Origin of the sequence: Pseudoleptotrichia goodfellowii, assembly GCF_007990505.1 — a bacterium.
In the GTDB taxonomy this organism is placed as follows: Bacteria; Fusobacteriota; Fusobacteriia; order Fusobacteriales; family Leptotrichiaceae; genus Pseudoleptotrichia; species Pseudoleptotrichia goodfellowii.
The window spans coordinates 86,814-108,516 of record NZ_AP019822.1 but is presented as its reverse complement, the minus strand read 5'-3'; the positions used below and the strand labels follow the sequence as shown (position 1 = coordinate 108,516).

20 protein-coding genes are annotated in these 21,703 nt (G+C 32.0%); 8 read left to right on the top strand and 12 right to left on the bottom strand.

Features of this window, described 5'->3' with window-relative positions; genetic code table 11:
• Nucleotides 1-19 precede the first annotated feature (19 nt).
• Nucleotides 20-505 (bottom strand): PTS galactosamine transporter subunit IIB, encoded by a 486-nt coding sequence (gene agaB, locus FVE72_RS00500; protein WP_006807940.1) that lies wholly within the window; start codon nucleotides 503-505, stop codon nucleotides 20-22.
• 213 nt (nucleotides 506-718) lie between these two features.
• Between agaB and FVE72_RS00495 the strand changes: the two genes are divergently transcribed.
• From FVE72_RS00495 to FVE72_RS00480, 4 genes are all read left to right on the top strand, one after another.
• Complete coding sequence (locus FVE72_RS00495; RefSeq protein ID WP_146966292.1) at nucleotides 719-1,927, top strand: RepB family plasmid replication initiator protein; 1,209 nt, start codon at nucleotides 719-721, stop codon at nucleotides 1,925-1,927.
• Between the two features lie 135 nt (nucleotides 1,928-2,062).
• Nucleotides 2,063-3,748, top strand: a complete 1,686-nt coding sequence (locus FVE72_RS00490) for an ABC transporter ATP-binding protein (RefSeq protein ID WP_026736834.1) — start codon at nucleotides 2,063-2,065, stop codon at nucleotides 3,746-3,748.
• A gap of 175 nt (nucleotides 3,749-3,923) precedes the next feature.
• The gene (locus FVE72_RS00485) at nucleotides 3,924-5,618 is read left to right on the top strand and encodes a M3 family oligoendopeptidase (RefSeq protein WP_006807965.1); all 1,695 of its coding nucleotides are present in this window, start codon (nucleotides 3,924-3,926) and stop codon (nucleotides 5,616-5,618) included.
• Nucleotides 5,619-5,632: 14 nt separating this feature from the next.
• Nucleotides 5,633-6,805, top strand: coding sequence for a M20 metallopeptidase family protein (locus FVE72_RS00480; RefSeq protein ID WP_026736833.1), 1,173 nt, complete (start codon nucleotides 5,633-5,635; stop codon nucleotides 6,803-6,805).
• Nucleotides 6,806-6,886: 81 nt separating this feature from the next.
• On the opposite strand, the gene FVE72_RS00475 is transcribed toward FVE72_RS00480, so the two are convergent.
• Nucleotides 6,887-7,183, bottom strand: coding sequence for a YciI family protein (locus FVE72_RS00475; RefSeq protein WP_026736832.1), 297 nt, complete (start codon nucleotides 7,181-7,183; stop codon nucleotides 6,887-6,889).
• A 12-nt stretch (nucleotides 7,184-7,195) separates the two neighbouring features.
• Nucleotides 7,196-7,744, bottom strand: a complete 549-nt coding sequence (locus FVE72_RS00470; RefSeq protein WP_026736831.1) for an NAD(P)H-dependent oxidoreductase — start codon at nucleotides 7,742-7,744, stop codon at nucleotides 7,196-7,198.
• A 168-nt stretch (nucleotides 7,745-7,912) separates the two neighbouring features.
• Here FVE72_RS00470 and FVE72_RS00465 point away from each other — a divergent pair, with 168 nt between their 5' ends.
• The 3 genes from FVE72_RS00465 (at nucleotide 7,913) to epsC (ending at nucleotide 9,889) form a co-directional block, all read left to right on the top strand.
• Nucleotides 7,913-8,296, top strand: coding sequence for a winged helix-turn-helix transcriptional regulator (locus FVE72_RS00465; RefSeq protein WP_026736830.1), 384 nt, complete (start codon nucleotides 7,913-7,915; stop codon nucleotides 8,294-8,296).
• 128 nt (nucleotides 8,297-8,424) lie between these two features.
• Nucleotides 8,425-9,336, top strand: coding sequence for a cysteine synthase A (cysK, locus tag FVE72_RS00460; RefSeq protein ID WP_026736829.1), 912 nt, complete (start codon nucleotides 8,425-8,427; stop codon nucleotides 9,334-9,336).
• Between the two features lie 28 nt (nucleotides 9,337-9,364).
• The gene (epsC, locus tag FVE72_RS00455; RefSeq protein ID WP_026736828.1) at nucleotides 9,365-9,889 is read left to right on the top strand and encodes a serine O-acetyltransferase EpsC; all 525 of its coding nucleotides are present in this window, start codon (nucleotides 9,365-9,367) and stop codon (nucleotides 9,887-9,889) included.
• 158 nt (nucleotides 9,890-10,047) lie between these two features.
• Here epsC and FVE72_RS00450 read toward each other — a convergent pair whose 3' ends face one another.
• From FVE72_RS00450 to FVE72_RS00420, 7 genes are all read right to left on the bottom strand, one after another.
• Complete coding sequence (locus FVE72_RS00450) at nucleotides 10,048-10,509, bottom strand: MliC family protein (protein ID WP_026736827.1); 462 nt, start codon at nucleotides 10,507-10,509, stop codon at nucleotides 10,048-10,050.
• A 154-nt stretch (nucleotides 10,510-10,663) separates the two neighbouring features.
• On the bottom strand, nucleotides 10,664-11,233 hold the full coding sequence (locus FVE72_RS00445) for a hypothetical protein (RefSeq protein WP_026736826.1): 570 nt from the start codon (nucleotides 11,231-11,233) through the stop codon (nucleotides 10,664-10,666).
• A gap of 56 nt (nucleotides 11,234-11,289) precedes the next feature.
• Nucleotides 11,290-11,703: a MazG nucleotide pyrophosphohydrolase domain-containing protein gene (locus FVE72_RS00440; protein WP_373920378.1), complete on the bottom strand. Its 414-nt coding sequence runs from the start codon at nucleotides 11,701-11,703 to the stop codon at nucleotides 11,290-11,292.
• A 349-nt stretch (nucleotides 11,704-12,052) separates the two neighbouring features.
• Entirely contained in the window at nucleotides 12,053-13,831 is a 1,779-nt protein-coding gene (gene nadN, locus FVE72_RS00435) for an NAD nucleotidase (RefSeq protein WP_026736825.1), read from the bottom strand.
• Between the two features lie 110 nt (nucleotides 13,832-13,941).
• A complete protein-coding gene (locus FVE72_RS00430) occupies nucleotides 13,942-15,165 on the bottom strand; it encodes a phosphoglycerate kinase (RefSeq protein WP_006807916.1) in 1,224 nt (407 codons plus the stop codon).
• A 242-nt stretch (nucleotides 15,166-15,407) separates the two neighbouring features.
• Complete coding sequence (locus FVE72_RS00425) at nucleotides 15,408-17,813, bottom strand: glycyl radical protein (RefSeq protein ID WP_026736824.1); 2,406 nt, start codon at nucleotides 17,811-17,813, stop codon at nucleotides 15,408-15,410.
• 37 nt (nucleotides 17,814-17,850) lie between these two features.
• Nucleotides 17,851-18,639, bottom strand: a complete 789-nt coding sequence (locus tag FVE72_RS00420; RefSeq protein ID WP_146966602.1) for a glycyl-radical enzyme activating protein — start codon at nucleotides 18,637-18,639, stop codon at nucleotides 17,851-17,853.
• Nucleotides 18,640-18,960: 321 nt separating this feature from the next.
• On the opposite strand from FVE72_RS00420, the gene FVE72_RS00415 reads away from it, so the two are divergent.
• Entirely contained in the window at nucleotides 18,961-19,677 is a 717-nt protein-coding gene (locus FVE72_RS00415) for a transaldolase family protein (RefSeq protein ID WP_026736823.1), read from the top strand.
• Between the two features lie 90 nt (nucleotides 19,678-19,767).
• Here the strand turns inward: FVE72_RS00415 and FVE72_RS00410 are convergent, their stop codons facing one another.
• Nucleotides 19,768-20,517, bottom strand: a complete 750-nt coding sequence (locus FVE72_RS00410; RefSeq protein WP_006807935.1) for a DeoR/GlpR family DNA-binding transcription regulator — start codon at nucleotides 20,515-20,517, stop codon at nucleotides 19,768-19,770.
• Between the two features lie 41 nt (nucleotides 20,518-20,558).
• Complete coding sequence (locus tag FVE72_RS00405; protein ID WP_026736822.1) at nucleotides 20,559-21,644, bottom strand: glycerol dehydrogenase; 1,086 nt, start codon at nucleotides 21,642-21,644, stop codon at nucleotides 20,559-20,561.
• Nucleotides 21,645-21,703: the final 59 nt, after the last annotated feature.

Sequence of the window (21,703 nt, the reverse complement as noted above, 5' to 3'; positions counted from 1 at the left end):
TTCATTCCTCCTGTCATTATTATGAATTTATAAAGTTATCTATCGGTATTTTCGTATCATCAGGAACATCCTGAATAAAAATATCAATTCCTTTTTCTTTTAAATATTTCAAATCTTCCATATCTTTATCATCAACATATACTTTTTTTGTTATTTGTCTTTTTCCCGGCGATGAATGCATATTTCCCACATTCAGCTTATCTACAGGAACTCCTCCGTCAACGAGTTTTCTCACAATTTCAGGTGTTTTGCAAACTATAAATATTTTTTGCCGATCCGAAGCCTTATGAATTACGGATATTGTTTTTTCAACAGTAAAAAATCTTATATCCGCTCCCGAACTTTCCGCAGTCATTTTCATCAGTTGTTGCTGTACATCATCATTTGCAGCTTCATCATCTACAACTACTATCAGATTGGCTCCTGTACTTTTAGTCCATGTTATGCCTACCTGCCCGTGAACAAGTCTATTGTCAATCCTTGTTAATAATATATTCAATCCCATTTTCTTATTGCTCCTTTCAGTTTTTTGTTATTACAGTATCCCCTGTATTTTCTTCTATGTCAAATTTTTAAGAATTTTCGTCAGCAGATTTTAAATTCAAATTTCCGTATATCCTTTTTCCTTATTATATGGTATATTAAAAGCAGGTCTTCTAAAAATCATTCAATTTTTTCGTTAGCGATTTTTATTTTGTATAAGAAAGGAAAAGTGTACATGGAAAAAATTTTTGATAAAAATCAGATATTTCTGTCTTTTAACAAGCAACTCAGCAAAAATGAAAATATTATTTTCAAGCTTTTTGCAGAACATATTATTTCAAACAATATTTCGTATATTGAACTTTCTTTTAAAAAACTCAATACTCTTTTAAAACTTGATCAGGACAACAATATAAAAAATTTCTTTGAGAACTTTATGAAGAAAAAAATTATATATAAATACAATAAATTCAATTTTGTAAAAATCGAAGGACATTTATACATTATTTCCTCTTATAAAATTATAGACGAAAGATTCGTTATTTCTTTTTCCGAAGATTTTTTCAATATTTTCAATAAAGATTTTAACGATTTCAAGACTTATAAATTTAATTCTTTACTGCAATTTGACAGTGTTGTTAAAAGAAATTTTTTTATGATGCTTATTCAAAAAGATATTATAAATAATTTCCTCGATATTTCTCTCGAAGAACTTAAAAATATTTTGGAAATTGAAAATAATTATTCACGTTTTTATGATTTTGAAAAATATATTCTCATTCCTGTAATTAAAGAAATAAATTATATTCAAAACATTAAAATTCAATATGAAAAACTCAAAATCAGAGAAAATGGCAAAATTATCGGATTACGGCTTTTCACAAAAGATAAACTTGATATCCAAATTCATGAGCAGGCACAAATCCTTATGAAAGAAATTGAAACCAATGTACAAAATTACTATGAAATTCAGAAATTTTTAAAAAAATATATTCAGTTAAAAGGTATTGATTATGTAAAGAAAAACATTTATTATTCAAAACTTCACTCTAAAAATAAATTTGATCTGTTTCTTATAGAAAGCATGAAATATGATTATTTTAGCAGAAGATTTAAAAATAAACTTAAAAATGACTATAAATTAATCTTTTTTCTGGACAAAGTTTTTAAAAATACTCAACATTTGCGGGAAACTTTCTTTCAAATTTTAAAAGATTCCCGATTCCTTCATCTTTCAGATATCGGACCTGTTTTGGAAGAAACTCTTGATTTTATAAATCGAAAAAGTGATAAACTGATTAAAAACTTTATTCCCTTTTATAATGAATTTATTATTAACCTTGAAAACACCAACGAATGCAAATATGAAGACAATATTTTTGTAATTTTTATAGAATTTAACGGGATATACGACAGCCATATTTATATATTTCAAAAAGTATAATTGTCTTAGCACACTTTATTCGAAATAATCTCTTGATAATTTCAACAATATGAGGTATTATTAAATAAACTTTAAAAACATAAAACTCGCCGAAGAAAAAGCTTCGGAATTAAACACGAAAGGATTCTGATCCATATGAAAACCGTTTGGAAAAAACATATAAAAGACATTCTTATTTTATCGGTATTTTTATTATTGGACATATTCGGAGAGATTTATACGGCAATATTATTCGGTCAGATAATAGACAGTGCAAGTTCCAGAAATCTTTCCGTTATGACTTTTTTGATTATTAAAACTTTAATTTTTACAATAGGTGTTGTTATAATATTCTGGTTATATCAGGTTTATATGAAAAAATTTATCTATTTAATGGTAAGAGATACAAAAACCAAAGTTTTTTCGGATATTCAGAATATGAGTATTAATCAGTTTTTTAAAGAGGAAACGGGGAACAAAATCTCTTTGTTGACAAATGATATGTCAATTTTAGAAAAAGACTATTTTCAAAGTATTGTTCTTGTAGTAAGATCTGTAATTTTATTTATTTTTTCTATAATGACTGTTTTTATAAAATCTTATCAGATAGGTATTTTTCTTTTAACATTGACACTGATTTCATTTTTCCTGCCTAAATTTTTTGAAAGGAAGTTAAGTTCCTACAAAAAGGAATATTCAGATGCCCAATCTGAATACACTGCGAGAATTTCCGAATATTTGAACGGATTTGATACTATAAAGTCTTTTAACATAACTGAAACTGTAAAAAATATATTCTTTAATAATGCGGATAATATAGTAAAAACAGGAACTATTTACGAAAAACATTATAATTTTGTAAGAGCCGTTTCCATATTTCTCGGAAGCCTTACATTTATGGGCGGATTTCTGCTCGGAGGATATCTCGCTGCAAAAGGGATTATTTCCTTAGGAACGATGGTCGTGTGCATTCAGCTTACAAATCATATTACAAACCCTGTTTATACTTTTGTGGACAGACTGAGTTCTTTTAAATCGGTATCAAAAATATTGGAAAAAATCGAAAATCTTTCTTCAGGTTTTGAAAAAAATATAAATGTAAATAAAATATGTAAAAATTTAAAAGAAAATATAAATCTGAAATCAGTAAATTTTTCCTATGAAAATAAAGAAATTTTAAAAAATATCAGCTACACTTTTGAAAAAAACAAAAAATATGCAATCGTGGGTCTTTCAGGTTCGGGAAAATCGACGATTTTAAAACTTTTATCGGGAAAAACAAAGGCAACATCAGGAAATATAACCATTGACAATACAAATATAAACGATTTATCCGAAGATTCTATCTTAAGCCTTTATTCCTACATAAGTCAAAATGTATTTTTATTTAAGGGAAGTATTTTCGATAATGTTACTTTATACAATGATTATCCCAAAGAAAAAGTAGAAAATATTCTGAAAAAAGTCGGATTGGAAAAATTTACAAAAGAAATGGATAATCCCGATTTTGTAGGAGAAAACGGAGTAAATCTTTCAGGCGGAGAAAAGCAGCGGATTTCCATAGCAAGAGCATTAATAAGAGAAACGGATATACTTGTAGCTGATGAAATACTCTCCAACCTTGATAACGAAACTGCATTAAAGATAGAAAAAGAATTATTGAATTTGAAAAATATTACTTTGATTTCCGTAACTCACAGATTATTTGAAGAAACTCTTACAAATTTTGATGAGATTATAGTATTGAATGAAGGCTGTATCGTTGAAAAAGGTACTTTTAATGAGCTTATTGAGAAAAAATCTTTTTTTTACAAAATATACAGACTAAAAGAAAACTCATAAATTTCACATTGTAATATCCCTGTAAATTATGTATAATGAAGTTAAATAATGACAGAAAGGAGACACAAAGATACTTTTTATTCCCGTATTATCGAAGTTGACACAAAAAAAGGTCGCAGATAATGGAAATATAAGGGCGATACACCCTTACAAAAGACATCTTTGTATATATTTTATGAATTTTAATGATTACAAATATGAGCGTGTCAATATTGACACTACAAAAGAACAGTTCGGAAGTTTGATCGGAAAGTTTACAAATGCTTCAAATGTTGAAGAACAGTGTAAATACATGGACGAAATCATCAAACTCAGAAATCACGTGGAAACTATGTCTACTCTTGTTTCAGTTCGTCACAGCATAGACACTGTAGATGAATTTTATGACAAAGAAAATGACTATTACGATGAAAACGGTCCTGTTTTACAAAGTTTCGTAATGGATTTTTACAAAGCTTTGACTACTTCAAAATTCAGAAAAGAATTGGAAGAAAAATACGGGAAATTCCTGTTTGACTTGGCTGAATGTTCACTGAAAACATTTGACGAAAAAGTTATTCCTGATTTGCAGGAAGAAAACAAACTTGTCAGCAAATATCAAAAATTAATAGCAAGTGCAAAAATTGAATTTGACGGAGGAGAAAAAAATCTTTCGGAAATGGTGCCTTATGCCCAATCAAAAGACAGAAACATAAGAAAAGATGCAGCTAAAAAAGTGGCTCAATTTTTCAGTGAAAACAAAAACGAATTTGACGATATTTACGATAAACTGGTAAAAGTGAGAAACGGAATTGCTCACAAATTAGGCTTTAAAAACTACATTGAACTGGCATATGCTTTAATGTCGAGACTTGAATACAATGCTGCCGACGTAGCAGGATACAGAAAACAGGTTCTTGAAAATATCGTTCCCGTTCATTCGGAATTGAGAAAAAGACAGGCAAAAAGACTCGGTCTTGATAAATTAACATTTTATGACGAACCTATAAAATTCAACTCGGGAAATGCAGATCCTCACGGTGAGCCTGAATGGATTTTAAATCATGGAAAAACAATGTATCATGAACTTTCCAAAGAAACAGACGAATTTTTCACTTTTATGACTGAAAACAATCTTCTGGATCTGCTTTCCAAAAAAGGAAAAATGAGCGGAGGATACTGCACATATATTCCTGATTATAAATCTCCGTTTATATTTGCAAACTTTAACGGAACAGCCCATGACGTGGACGTCCTTACTCACGAAGCAGGGCACGCTTTTCAGGTTTATGAAAGCAGAAAATACGAAGTACCTGAATATTTATGGCCGTCTTACGAGGCTTGTGAAATTCACTCTATGAGTATGGAGTTTTTAACATGGCCTTGGATGAAACTGTTCTTTGAAAATGATACGGATAAATACAAATTCATTCATCTTTCCGAATCGCTTTTATTCATTCCTTACGGAGTTACAGTAGACGAATTTCAACATTGGGTATATGAAAATCCTGAAGCTACTCCTGAACAAAGAAGAAATCAATGGATTGAAATCGAGAAAAAATACTTGCCTACAAGAGATTACGGAGAAATCGACGAGCTGAAAGAAGGTATTTTCTGGTTCAGACAAGGACATATTTTTGCGAGTCCTTTCTATTACATAGACTATACTCTTGCTCAGGTATGTGCTTTCCAATTTTTGATAAAATCAGTAGAAGACAGAGAAAACGCTTGGAAAGAATACTTGGCACTATGTAGACTCGGAGGAAGCAAACCTTTCTTTGAATTAATGAAAGCTGCAAACTTGAAAAATCCTTTCACTGAAGGAACTTTATCTTCGGTTATTCCTAAAATCAGGGAAATTTTAAATGGTTTTAATGATACGGAAATGTAATTAAGGAGATAAAAATGGAAACTAAAAATTCGGTAAATAATATAATGAAAGATGTCGTTGAGTGGAGAAGATATCTCCACAGACATCCCGAAACAGGTTTTGACCTCGAAAATACAGTTCGTTTTGTTTGTGAAAAACTGGATGAAATGGGAATCGAATACGAAACGAACGTCGGAAGTAAATGTTCGATTATAGCCCATATTAATAAGGGAAAAAGCGGTAAATGTATCGCACTCAGAGCGGATATGGATGCTCTGCCTGTAAAAGAGATTACAAATCTTGAGTTCAGCTCGGAAAACGATAATATGCACGCTTGCGGTCATGATGCTCATACTGCGGGATTACTGGGTGTATGTAAATTATTAAAAGAAAGAGAAAACGAACTGAACGGATCAGTAAAGTTCATATTCCAGCCTGCCGAAGAAATCGGTACAGGAGCCATAGGAATTATTGAAAAAGGTGTTTTGGACAATGTCGATGAAATTATAGGTCTTCACGTAGGGAACATTTATCCCGAAGGTGCAAAAGGCAATCTGGTATTTAAAAAGGGACCGATGATGGCATCTATGGACAAGTTCATTATTAAAGTCAAAGGACAGGGATCTCACGGTGCTTATCCGAATTTATCCAAAGATCCTGTAGTTACCGCAAGCCATATAGTTGCAGGGATTCAGGAAATACTCGGTAGAGAAATCAATCCCGTCGAGCCTGCCGTTGTAACAATAGGTACTATTCACGGAGGAAGTGCCTTTAACATTATTCCTGAAACTGTAGAACTTACAGGAACAGCAAGAGCCGTTAACAATGAAACAAGAGAATATCTCCACAAAAGAATCGGCGAAATAGCTTCAAATATTGCAGCTGCTTTCAGATGTGAAACGGAATACGAGTTTTTTTATCAGCCTCCGCCACTAATCAATGACGAAAATGTAACAATAAAAGTTATGGAAGTTGCGAAAAAACTGTATCCCGGGACTGTAAAAGAAATGAAAGCCCCTGTAATGGGAGGAGAAGACTTTGCGTGGTATCTGAAAAAAATACCGGGTACTTTTTTCTTCCTTCATAATCCTCTTGAAATTGACGGTAAAGTCTGGCCTCATCACAATCCGAGATTTGCCATAGACGAAGATTACCTTGACAGAGGAATAGCAGTTATGACTGAATACGTTTCGGAATTTTTGAAATAAGAATATTTGGATATATAAGGACAGTAAAAGGGACTGTCTCAAAAAGTAATTTTTTTGAAATAGTCCCTGATACAGTCCTTTTTATTTTGAAATCAAAAAATCAGAAAACTTTTCATCATATATTTTTGCTTCAAATTCTATTATTTCATAGTCTGCTATTTCTTCTGTATAAAAAGGATCTTCATACATAATTTTCTTTGCTTCTTCAAGATTGTCGGAGTTGAATAATATTATTCCTCCCATCTCGGGAAAAAACCTACGTCCCGAACAGATAAATTTTCCTTTTTTATAGTATTTATCCAGATATTCAAGATGACTTTCCAATACTTTATTTACTTCTTCCAAAGACTTTTTATATTTTAAATTTGCTATAAACATATCTATCTCCTTTTATTTCCGATTTCCTGTTTTTTGAATATGTGCAATATATTCTTTTACGTTTTTCTCTATTTCTTCTTCAGTAGGACCTTTCACGTTAGGAGATACTGCAAAAACACTGAAACATGGCAAATATTCAGCTTTTGCATAATTTATCGCAGCCTCGAAAGGTATAAACAACTCATCAAGAGTAAATTTATTTTCTCCTCCGTGAGTATAATATTCTTTTCTTCCTCCTGTAGTTACGGCTAACCCCATTTTCTTGCCTTTCAGTTTATTTCCTTCAGGACCGTATGCCCAGTTATATTCAAAAACATCATCAAACCATTTTTTTAATAACGGAGGACAACTGAACCAGTACAAAGGAAACTGAAAAATAATATGATCATATTTTTCAATCAGCTCCTGCTCTTTTTTCACATTTATATTCCAATCGGGATATTCTTTATACAGCTCATGAATTTCTATTTCATCGGGATATTTTAAAAGCTCCTCTTTCCATCTTTTGTTTGCTTTGGAGTTTTCCATATCCGGATGTACTAAAATTACCAATGTTTTCATAATCATTTTCCTTTCTTCAAAATTTTTATAAATCATTATAAACTTAAAATTTTTCTTTGTAAATACACACAATAAAGTTACCATATACTTACCTCAAGGTAACTACTGGACTTAATAAATAATATATGTAATAATGTTTATAAATTCAATTATTACAGGAGATAAACTATGAAACAGTATATTTTAGGCATTGAAGCAACTATTGAAATATTCGGCGGAAAATGGAAAGCTCTTATTGTCTATATGCTTATGCTCGGAACTAAAAGAACGGGAGAATTACAGCGACTGATTCCCGGTATTTCTCAGAAAGTTCTCATTGAGCAGCTTCGGGAACTGGAAAAAGACGGCATTATAGAAAGACGTACTTATGATGAAATGCCGCCAAAAGTGGAATATTATCTGACAGAATACGGAAATACTTTTTCGGAAATTCTCTATGCTATGTGCTATTGGGGCAGAGAAAATATTAAATTAAGACGTGAAAGAGGCGAAAATGTTATGCTGCTTGATAAAAAAGAAGCATTAAAATTAAAGAAGAAAGAATTACTCTGACATATACTCCTTATCTATATTTTGAATATTTATTACACTTGTATTTTAAAATTTTTAATGATACAATTTTTCATACAAATAATTGTAACAGATTAACATAAAATTTTATTTTACAAGGAGGAAGTCAAATGATTTATGAAAACATTTTGGAGCTTATCGGAAATACACCTGTAGTAAAACTCAATCTTGAGAAAGAAGAAAATATTGCAGATGTGTACATCAAACTTGAAAAATACAATCTCGGAGGGAGTGTAAAAGACCGTGCTGCATTGGGGATAATAGAAGCGGCTGAAAAAGACGGTAAATTGCAAAAAGGCGGAACCATTGTAGAGCCTACTTCGGGAAACACGGGGATTCCTCTTGCACTGATAGGAAAACTCAAAGGATACAAAGTCATTATTATAATGCCTGATACTGCAAGTGTGGAAAGAAGAGACATTATCAAAGCACTCGGAGCGGAACTTATTCTGACTGACGGGGCTAAAGGAATGAAAGGCTCTATCGCTGAAGCTGAAAGAATAGTCGCAGAAAATCCGGGATATTTCCTACCGCAACAGTTTGAAAATCCTGCAAATCCTCAAAAACACTATGATACTACTGCAAATGAGATTTTAGCGGACTTTCCTGTGTTAGATGCTTTCGTCGCAGGAATAGGTACTGCAGGAACTTTGGTCGGAGTAGCAAAAAAACTGAAAGAAGAAAGACCCAACACAAAAATATTCGGTGTCGAGCCTGTAAAATCTCCTGTAATTTTTGGAGGAGAGCCGGGAAAACACGTTATTCAGGGAATCGGAGCTGGATTTATTCCTAAAAACTATGACGGAAGTGTTGTTGACGAGATAATTCAGGTTACAGACGAAGAGGTATTGGAATACGGATTGAGAGCTTCCAGAGAAGACGGACTTTTCCTTGGAATCTCTTCGGGAGCGGCTATAGCGGCAGCATATAAAGTGGCAAAACAACTCGGAAAAGATAAAAAAGTTCTTGCTGTTGCCCCTGACGGAGGAGAAAAATATCTTTCGGTAGCACTTTATAAATAGTAACAATTAATTGGAGAAATACATCAGAATGAGTAAAATATTTAAATGGCTGAAAAGCGAAATTAATAATATAAAGGAAAAAGATCCTGCTGTGAAAAGTAAAATTGAAGTACTGCTTTATCCTTCTTTTTACGCAGTTATAAATCATAGAATAAGTAATTTTTTATACAGAAAAAAGCTGTTTTTTTTAGCAAGGTTTATTTCCCAGTCTTCACGATTTTTCACGGGTATTGAAATACATTCGGGAGCAACTTTGGGAGAAAGAATTTTTTTCGATCACGGTATGGGAATAGTCATAGGAGAAACTGCAATTATAGGAAATGACTGTGTTATTTTTCACGGTGTTACTCTGGGCGGAGTAAATTCCTCAAAGACAAAAAGGCATCCCACATTGAAAAATAATGTCATTGTAGGAACAGGAGCAAAAATCCTCGGGAATATCACTATCGGAGAAAATGTAAAAATAGGAGCAAATTCAGTCGTGTTAAAAGACATTCCCGATAACGCCGTTGCTGTGGGAATGCCTGCCCGAGTTAAAAAAAGGACTCTGTAGATTATTTTATGTGGCATATTTAAAACAATAAAAAATCGGAATTATCTTAAAACAAAAAATATTTTTCTAAATCCTGTATCATCTACAGGAAAGGCAAAAAATAATTATTTTCTCTGCCTTTGGATTTTAAGATAACTCCGTATTTTTTATTTATATTATTATTCCGCTTTACAACTTACGTCTTTTGCTTTGGCAGATGTTTTATAAACAGCTTCATCTCCTTTCATGTGGATAGAAAGCCCTTTAGCATCTTTATAAAGCTCACCGCTTGCAGCTTTGGCTCTTTTCAATTCGTAAGTTCCTTTGCTGTTAGTTAAACTCACTGAATCAGTAGCCGAATTATATTCCACCATTACAGTTTCTTTCCCGCAAGTAAAAGTTTTTTTATTACTGTCAGCTGTTGTCTGTGTTTCCGAAGTCATTGTATCATTTTGCATCATGTTTGTGTCTGTACTTTTATTCGCAGTCATATCAGAAGATACAGTACTTTCACTCACAGTTACAGGTACAGAACTTTCTTTATCCATAGTTGCCGCTGTTTTATTGCTTCCTCCTGAAGCACAGCTCACTGCCAATAAAGCTCCGATTATTCCCGCCATAACTTTTTTGTTTATTTTCATAATCAAAATCACCTCTTCTCATAAATTTTTTCAACAGATAATTTATATCTTTTTTTTCTTTTTTCTATTTTTGTATTTTCATATATATTTTATAAACTTCTCTTATAAAAAATTTAGTTTGAAGAGAAATTAAAAAATATTATTAAATTTCTTCTTAAAAATTGTCTTTATATAAAATTCTGCTGTGATCATAGACATCATAAATTATCAATGTCAATTTCCCCGGTGAAGGATTTACCGACCTTATTTTATTTGCAATTTTTGTTCCTATTGTTCTTATTTCATCAGGTGATATATGTTCTCTCGGATAGAGATTTATATCTATTCCTCTGGCATAAGTTGCCGCTTCAATACTTAATACTCTGTTATGTTCTTTTCTTACACTCTCTAAAATATCATAATATTCCCTTACAGAAGAATCAACAGTTACAACTATTCCGCTTGCTTCATCCGCCTTTAGATAAAGCGTATAAGTTACCCCGTTTTTTTCGGCTTCTATTTCTTTTACTTCTTCTTCCATTGTTTTATCGGTAGTTTTTCTCATGTTGGATTTTTGTGTGTATCCTTCTTTTTTCAAATAATTCAGAATGGCCTTTTCTTCGTTAAATTTTCCCTCTATTTCTACTTTAGGCAAAACTTTTACGACCGTTTTTTTTACCGTTGCCCCGTATCCTGTTACTGCAGACAGCATTAACAGTAAAAAAACTGCTCCCTTTTTCCTCATTTTCTTTTTCTCCTCATAAAATTTTATTTCAAAATTCGGTATTTATAATCAGAATGTTAAACTTTTTCTTTTATTTTTCTATATTTTTCTCTGCCTTCTTCTATTGTAAATTCTCTTTTATATTTAACTATATTTACTTTGTCTTTAATATAAAAAATATCTTCCAAATCAATACCGTAATCATTTGCTATTGCGGCAATATAATAAAAAATATCAAAAAGTTCTTCTTCTATAGTACCTTTTATATTTCCCCCGTCATATCGGATATTTTTTCTTACATTTTCCGCAAGTTCCCCAAATTCCTCAATTAATTTTAATATAAGTCTTCGACTGTTTTCTTTTTTATCTTCGGGATTTTTTCCGATCTCTTCATCTTTCAAACTTCCCTGTTCTATATGTTTTATTAAAAACTGAAATTCTTTTATTGTCATATCTTCTTTCAATTCTTTTTTTTCGGACAAATATATCATCTCCTTTATTTAAAAATATTTGTCATTTCACGATGTGTATTTTACATCCTATTCTTTAAAATTTCCTTTAAAATAATATATAATTATCAGTAAAAAATTTATGAGAACTTTCTACATCTGTACTTTTATTTACAAAAGTAAAAACAGAAAAGCAGAAGAGTCCGTTTCATTATAGAAATAATATTTCAAAAACTTCCCGAATATTACAGCTCATACAAAAATACAGACTGCAATAACGGTAATTCAAAGTTTATTATCATTCTTTTTGAAATTTCCCCTTCTGTTTTTCATAAAGTCAAAAAATCAATATATTATTTTGAATGTTCTTTTTATATTTACAAATTTCAAATTAGTATTTAAAGATTACATTTGAAGAATCAGGTTTTGCTATTTCTCCTTTTTCTTTCAAGTATTCTATAAATGCTGTTTCCACACCTAAGTGAGTATCAACACCCGGTCTTTGTTCGTTTACTTTTCCGAATGTAGTATATCCGTCTTTTCCTTTTGCTACATATGAGTTTGTTCCTACATTATACATTTTTTTCATGTCTATCGGTACCCATTTATTTGCTTTTACGTCAAATACTTCGACTTTTTTAACTCTTGTTCCCAATTGTCCGACTTTAGTAGCTTCAAATCTGATACCTGCACCGTAAGGGAATGCTCCCGAAGATCCTCCGCTAAGAGCAAAGTCTAACGAATCTTCTATAACCTGTTTGATTTCCGCACCACTCATATTCAATATATAAATAGTATTGGAAGTAAACGGTAATAATGTGTAAGCATTGTCATAAGAGAAGTCTCCCGGACTTAAATTCATTCTTATTCCTCCTGAATTTAATATTACAAGGTCGATTTCTCCTGTACCCATATTTCTCAATTTATGTAAAACTGTTTCGGAAACAAGTCTTGTAGCTATAGATCCTTGAGGATTTTTATCATTAGGTATTCTGTTTGCAGATCCTCCCGGTATTTCCTCTTTAATTTTACCTATCATTTTTTTACCTAAAGCATTTTTCTCAGCTTTATATCTTTCAAGAACTTTTTTGGAATTAGCTTCTTCTTTTACAAATTTGATATCTTTTCTGCTGTTTACATATTTTATAACATCTTCTTTTTCTTTTCCTTCAAGTTTGTAAACTTCACCTTTATCATTTTTTCTTTCAAAAAGGTCGTCTCCTATTATGATTGTAGGATTTGCTTTTAATTCTGTAATTACACCTTTTTCATCGAATTTTGCTTTCAAGTTTCCTACAAGATAAGAATAACTCCATGCTTCAGCTACATAAACAGGCTCTCCTGCAGGCGACATTATTTTTTTAGGATATTCAGCAACAGGTTTTAAGCCGTATTCTTTAAACTCTTCTCCTAAAAGATAGTGAGTATCTCCTGTTATTATAACGTCGATTCCTGAAACTTTTTCAGCCATTTCAAGGTTTCTTTCATACCCTGCATGAGACAGGAATATAATTTTATTGATTCCTTTTGCCTGAAGTTCTTCAACTACTTTTTTGGCAGTTTCTATTTCATCCAAAAATTTAATATCTTTTCCCGGACTTGAAGATCTTACAGTTTTTCCTACTACGTCTATTCCTACGATAGCAACGTCCTGTCCTCCGATTTTTTTGATTACATAAGGTACCCATTTACCTTCAAGGATACTTCCTTTATCAGGCACTACATTTGCAGAAATTGTAGGTATTTTCAATTCATCAAGGAAATCTTTAAGCACTTTATTTCCGTCATCAAATTCATGATTTCCCAATGTAAATAAATCAAATTTTCCCGCATTCATAAGTGCTGCATCGGCTTTTCCTTTAAACAAAGTATAATACAATGTTCCTGACAAAGCATCTCCGCCATGCAATACAAGGTTATTTTTACCTGTTTTCATAAGTTCGTTTATTCTCTGGTTTATTCTTGGAAATCCTCCGATATGAACCGTTGTTTTTTTACCGTCCAAAACCAAATCCATTTTTTCTTCTTCCAAATGAGAATGGTGATCGTTTATGTGAATAATATTCACTTCAAGAGGTCTTGATTTTTGGACAGCTCCTTTCTTTACAGCTTTTGCATTAGCGGTAAGACTCATAGCTGCGATAAGCCCTATCACAAGTAATTTTTTCATAGTTCCTCCTTAAAATTGCATATTAATGACTGTTAATTTTTTGTCATTTCTTATTATTAAGTATACCTTGATTTTTTAAAAAAGCCAGAAAAAATTTTTATATTTTTATTTTAATGCCCGCAGCAGCATGATTTTTTCTCGGATATTGCAGCTACTCCCGGTAATTCTTTTCCTTCAAGATACTCAAGAGAAGCTCCTCCTCCTGTAGAAATATGAGAGAATTTTTCAGCATACCCTAACTGAATTGCTGCAGCTGCCGAATCTCCTCCTCCGATTATTGTTTTTGCATCGCTTAAATTTGCTATTGCTTCACAAACACCGATTGTTCCTTTAGCAAAGTTAGGCATTTCAAATACTCCCATAGGCCCGTTCCATACTACTGTTTTTGCTCCGTTTAATTTTTCTTTAAATAATGCGATAGATTTTTCTCCTATATCAAGTCCCATCCATCCGTCTTCAATATCATCTACTGAAACTGTTTTAAATTCAGTATCATTTTTAAATTCTTTCGCTACAACTGTATCTATAGGCAATACAAGTTCCACGCCTTTTGTTTTCGCTTTTTCAATCAACGATTTTGCAAGTTCCACTTTATCTTCTTCAAGCAATGAAGCTCCTGTATTTTTTCCTTGTGCTTTAAGGAAAGTAAACATCATTCCTCCACCGATTATTACTTTGTCGGCTTTATCCAACAAGTTTTCGATTACTCCTATTTTATCGGAAACTTTTGCTCCTCCCAAAATAGCAACCAAAGGTCTTACAGGATTATCTACAGCCCCTCCGATAAAGTCTATTTCTTTTTCAACTAAAAATCCTACTGCGGATTCTTTAAGGTTTGAAGCAATTCCTACATTTGAAGCATGTGCTCTGTGTGCAGTACCGAATGCATCATTTACAAATACATCTCCTAAAGATGCCCAGTATTTTCCTAATTCAGGATCATTTTTAGATTCTTTTTTACCGTCAAGATCTTCAAATCTTGTGTTTTCAAACATTAAAATTTCCCCGTCTTTTAATTCGTTAATTGCAGCTTCCAATTTTGCCCCTCTTGTTTCAGGAATGAATTTTACAGGTTTTCCTAAAACTTCTTCAAGTCTTTTCGCAACAGGTGCCAAAGTTTTTGACACTTTATCTTCTTCGGCTTTAACTTTTCCCAAATGCGAAAATGCAATAACTTTTCCTCCGTTTTCCAAAATGTACTTTAAAGTCGGTAATGCTGCGATAATTCTGTTATCATCAGTGATTACTCCGTCTTTTATAGGTACGTTAAAATCTACTCTTACCAATACTTTTTTACCTTTTACATCCAAATCTTTTAATGTTTTTTTAGCCATTGCTTCCTCCTAAAATAAAATTATTTTTTTCTCTATTTGTTAAATTATATCACTGTTTAAGTGTATTTTCAAGATATATTTGAAATTTTGGGAAGTTTACAGATACAAAACAATCAGAACTGCAAACAAAAGAACATATACTTTCAAACTTTTCAGTTTTTTAGTATATGTTCTGAAATTTTTAAATTACTTTAATATATCTTCACTATTACTACAATTTTACAAATCAATCTTAAATATTATTATAATCTTTGCTCTGTTCTGGAAATAATATCGCATTGTGTAGTTTTATCAAGTGTTACAAATTGTGCACAATAACCTGCAACTCTTACAATTATATCTCTATGTTTTTCAGGCTCTACCTGTGCTTCTTTTAAAGTATCACTTGAAATAATATTAAACTGAATATGCCATCCTTTTGAAGCAATAAAGGATTTTATTACATCAACAAACTTTTCAAACTGTACAGGAGTTCGTACCAATTCAGGAGAATATTTCTGATTTAATAATTGCCCTCCTGTAATCATCATAGTCGGTAATTTATTTACAGAATTTAATACTGCTGTAGGTCCGTTTGTATCAGTTCCTTGTGTAGGGGAACCTCCTTCAGCTGCAGGAGTATATGCCTTTCTTCCGTCAGGTGTAGCACCGCTCACAGTTCCCATCGGTACATTTGAAGATATTCCCGAAGTAGAAACTCCGTAACCTCCGTTTTTCGGTCCTCTTCCATATCTTGTATTATGATATTTCTGTATTTCATTAATGTATGACCAGTAAACTTTTTCGGCAAACTCATCCACTTCATCTATATCATTTCCGTATTTAGGTACTTCCAATAATATTTTTCTTATTCTTTCCCCTTCTTCCCCTGCGTAATCGTTTTGCAACGCATTATAAACTTCTTCCCTTGTCAATATTTTGTTATCATACACTACAGTTTTTAAAGCATACAATGAATTTGCAGCATTTGCAATACCTACCTGCAATCCTGAAACTATATCGTAAACAGCTCCTCCTTCTTTTGCAGTAAGTCCTCTTTCTATACATGAATCAACCAGGCTTGATAACAATATATCCGGAAATTCTTCTAAATGAGTATCGGCAAGTGCATCAAGTGCAACAGTAAGCTTTGTATAATGTTTAATATGATTTTCCCAAGCTTTCCACAAGTCGTCATAAGTTTCAAAATCTGTAAGTTTTCCTTGTCCTTTAAGCATTTGCAATCCTGTTCTGTTATCATAACCGTCATTTAAAACAAGTTCTGTTGCTTTTACAAGATTTAAAAATGTCATTCCTGTACATCTGTAACCCCATTTTCCCGGAACAGCTACTTCTACACATCCCACCATTGTATAATTATAGGCATCTCTAAAATCCACTCCTTTATTTAATAATGCAGGTATAATTATTTCATCAGTATGCATTGCAGGCATTCCGAATCCTGTAGCTGCTACAGAAGCACATTCTCTTATAAATTTTTCAGGAGAATTTGCATGGTATCTGACTGCCAGATTAGGTTGTGTAAGTTTGTTTTCTCCCACACTTTCAAGAATCAGATAACTCAATTCATTTGTACAGTCTTTTCCGTTAGGTTTGGAACCTCCCAAAGTAACATTCTGATAAGTCGGATAACCTGCTCCATAGCCTGAATGGGAAGTTGATCTCACTTTTATTACAGAATAAAGTTTTACCCATAAGCATTGCAGCATTTCTTTTGCAAATTCTCTATCTGTATTTCCTTCAAGAACATCTTTTTTATACAAAGAATATAAATACTGGTCTACTCTTCCCAAAGATGCAGAATGCCCGTTACTTTCAATTTGTATTACCAAATGAACGAACCATATTGCCTGTACCCCTTCCCAAAATGTTTTCGCAGGATTTTCAGGTACATTCATACAATTTTCATATATTTGAAGTAATTCTTTTTTTCTTGTGTCGTCTTTTTCAGTTTGAGCCAATTTTAATGCCAAGTCCGCATATCTATGAGCAAAATTTATTACCGCTTCTGCAACAATTTCAACCGATTTCAGAAAATCAACTTTATTATATCCTCCGTATACTGTTATATCCACTTTTTCTCTGGATTCTCTTGCTTCTTCTATTATTCCTCTTAATCCTTTTTCCAAAACTTTTTCAAATGAAGGTACTATATGCCCGTCCCCTGATGTCATATTTCCTTCTCCGTGGATTATTTTTACAGTTCCCGCCTCTTTAATTTCTTTAGGCATTTGAGCATGGGCTTTATCTTTTAATGTTTTACCTTTCCACCATTCACATATTTCAAGCATTTCCGGGATTTCTTCTTCAGGTATACGAAATTTATCTCCGTCCCTTGAATCAAAATTTCCTTTTTCTTTCAATTCATCTGCAATCCAGTCTACTGCATATTCAGGAAAAAACGGTGCAGTTCTTTCATCTACGGACTGATTTCCGACAATCAGTTCACCGTCTTTAATGTATATAGTCATATTTTCCAGTATTTCTTTTACTGCATAAGCTCTCACAATATATTTGGATTTTCCTGCATGTTCTTTATATGCTTTAGTCAACAGTCTTCCCCTTTCCACACTTACACCCGGAAACTTTGATAATGCAGATTCTCTAAGTTTCTTTACTCTTTCACTTTTTAAAACATATTCTTTCATATGCCTTTCCTCCTCTAAATTTTATTTGAATTTTTTATTAATTATTTATTCTGGCTCTTATTCCCACACCTCTCATAAGTTCTATTACATGCTCCAACTCTTCTTTTGTATGCTTTTCTAAAGTCTTCATAGGATAAGGTCTTCTTAATTTTCTGTATTTTTCAACTCCCATCGTATGGTAAGGAAGAACATCTACATCTATTAAATTTATTTTTTTTAAAAACTTTGCTGTTTCTTCAACATTAACATCATCGTCATTTACTCCTTTAATCAACGGAAACCGCATAATTATATTTTTGTGCCATTTGGATAATTTTTCCAAATTTTCCAGTATCAGTTCATTTGAAACGGCAGTGTATTCTTTGTGCTTTTGACTATTCATATGCTTTATATCAAACAAAACCGTATCAGTCAGCTTTGCCAATTTTTCAAATTCTTTATAATTTCCGTATCCTGTGGTTTCTATTGCTGTATTTATATATTCTTCTTTTAATTTTTCAAACAATTTTATAGCAAATTCTACATTTACAAGTATTTCTCCACCGCTTAAGGTTACACCGCCACCGGAATTACGATAAAATTTTTCATCTTTCATAACAATATCAAAAATTTCATTTAATGTCATCAGCTTGGCTACTTTAGGGTATTCTCCCGTAATAGGTGAAATTTCCTTTTCATTATAGAAAACTTCATTTTCAATTTTTTGTGTTTCAGGATTTGAACACCATTTACATCTTAGAGGACAACCTTTAAAATAAACGACGGTTCTTATTCCGGGACCGTCAAATGTAGCACATCTCTCTATTGCAGTAACAAGAGCCTCCATAGCAATCATTTCTCTCCTATTTATTTTTCGATTCAATTTTATTTCGTTTTGTTTCTATATATTTCATATTATATCATTTTTATGTAATTGTCAATATATTTTTTTATTTTTTACTCAAAAATTTGAAATATTTTATTAGACTTTTCAGTAAAAATATGATAAAATCAATTTATAAAAAAACAAAACAATACGAAAACAAAATTATTCATTTTATTTTTTCATTTTAAAACATCATACAGTTTTTAAATTAAACACATATTTCAGGAAAGGAGAAAAGAGCTGACTTAAAATAAAAATAAAGACAACTCTTTAAATTAAATTATGGAATATTTTTTAGACACAGCCGATATAAATAAAATTAAGAAAATCAATGAAATTTTCCCTATAGCGGGAGTAACTACAAATCCGTCAATTATAGCAAAGGAAAAGAGAGATTTTAAACTCATTATAAATGATATTTATGATATTATAGGAAAAGATAAAATACTTCATGCACAGGTTGCGGGAAATACAGCAGATATTATTATAAAAGAAGTTAACCGTTTAAGAGATTTATTCGGAGAAAACTTTTATACGAAAATTCCGGTTACTCCCGAAGGAATAAAAGCAATGAAAACATTATCAAAAGACGGGCATAAAATAACAGCAACAGGTATTCTTTCTTCTCAACAGATAATAATGGCTGCTGAAGCCGGAGCGGAGTATATGGCACCTTATATAAACAGATCGGATGATATAGGGGAAAGCGGTATAGAAATAGTTAAAGATGCCTACAGAATACTTACAATTAATAAAAAAAGCGAAGAAGAATGTTTAAAAAAATATAAAAGAATATTTGAACCGAAAATATTGGGAGCTTCCTTTAAAAATGTAAGACAGGTACATGAAACAATGCTGGCAGGAGCAAAATCCGTAACTGTTTCTCCCGATGTATTTGAAAGACTTATATACCATCCTTATACCGATTGGAGCATGGATAAATTTAATTCCGACTGGGAAGAAATATACGGTAATAAAAATTTACTCGATTTACTATAAATCAATATTTTAATAAGAATTTCAAAAAGGCTGTCTCAAATTAGAAATTTCTTCTATTTGAAGCAGCCTGTTTAAATGCTTATAATTTTTTTATATACATTCTATTCCTATCTTTTCATATTCCTCCAATATTCCGGAAGATACTCTTTTATCTGTTATAATAGTCGTAATATCTTTCATATCACATACCTTATACGGCATAATCACATTAAATTTGTTCGGTATAATAAGTGTTACAACTCTGCCTGAAGATTTTATAAATTGACGTTTTACACTTATTTCCTTTTCATAAGGACTCGTTACTCCCATTAAAGGATGAATTGCGTAAGCTCCCATAAAACAAATATCAGGATAATATTCTTTTAACTGCTGAACTGCCGAATCACCTACATTAGTCATAATTTTTCTGAAAAGATTTCCTCCTATCATCACGACTTCTATATTTTTATGATTACAAAGCTCACCTGCTATAGACAAACTGTTTGTGATTACTGTTAATTTTAAATTTACGGGAATAGCTCTGGCTAACTGTAAATTAGTTGTACTTCCGTCTATTGCTACCAATTGACCGTTTTTCAGTAAATTTACTCCTTTTAATGCCAGTTCATACTTTAATTCAGGTTCAAAATTTTCTCTTTCGGTATAATTTAAAGCATATCTGTTTAAAGGTAAAGCTCCTCCGAAAACTTTTTTCAGCAACAGTCTGTTATCCATTTCCGTTAAATCTCTTCTTATAGTATCTTCGGAAACTCCTAAATCAACAGCCAACTCGCCTACTACAACTTTGCCTTTATTATTTAATTTCATTAAAATTAAATCCTGTCTTTCTTTTTTGAGCATTCTATCATCCTTACTTAAAACAAATTTTCAAAAGGATTATATCATTTTCCCAATTTATCTGCAACCAATATAGCCGCATAAACATCGTCAGCCGTTACTTCAAAAGGCATATTGTGTATTGTTTCACCCGGTACTGTTGCAGCTTCGGCAACTTTATAAAGTCTTTCAATTGAAACATTTTCAAGTCCGAGTTCTTTCAATGTTGTAGGCAATCCCACACTTTTACACAACTCTACCACTTCATTTATTTCTTCAAGAGATCTGTTTTCCAAAACCAGCTGAACAATAGTTCCGAATGCCACTTTTTCTCCATGATACATGTGATGACCTTCTTCCAATATTGTAAGACCGTTATGTATAGCATGTGCTCCTGCAAGTCCTCCACTTTCAAATCCTATTCCGCTTAAATATGTATTTGCTTCTATTATATTTTCTACTGCTTTGGAACATACTTTATTCTCTACTGCTATTTTGGCTTTCAATCCGTCCTCAAACAGTGTATTTAAACATAATTCCGCTATGGCAAGTGCCGCTTTTGTAGCTTTTCCTCCTGCAATAGAAGTAGCATTTGAATCTACACAGGCTTTAGCCTCAAAATATGTCGAAAGTGCATCTCCTATCCCTGCTACGAGCAATCTTACAGGTGCGTTTACTATTACTTCCGTATCCATTATAACCATATCCGGATTTGATTTTAAAAATAAGTATTTTTCAAATTCTCCCGCAGGTGTGTATATTACGGATAAAGCACTGCACGGTGCATCAGTTGATGCTATTGTAGGAACTATAAGTACAGGAATATTTTCATAATATGATATAGCTTTTGCCGCATCCAGAGTTTTTCCTCCTCCGATTCCGAGCATTACATCACAATTTTTTTCTTTCAATATTTTAATATTTCTGTCTATTTCATTTTGGGAACATTCTCCGCCGAAAACTTCTATATGATAAGGAATATTTTCTTTTTCAAAACTTTCCGTAATTTTGTTTTTGAAATTGTCAAATACAAATTTATCCACAAGAATATAAGCAACCTTATCTCCTTTTATTTTATAGTATTTTGCCAAATTTTCCAGTTCTTTCGCCCCTTGGATATATTTCCCGGGGGAATTAATAATTTTACTCACACAAATCACTCTCCTCTTGTTATTTTTTTATTTTGCTTTTGCGTTTTAATTATATCACT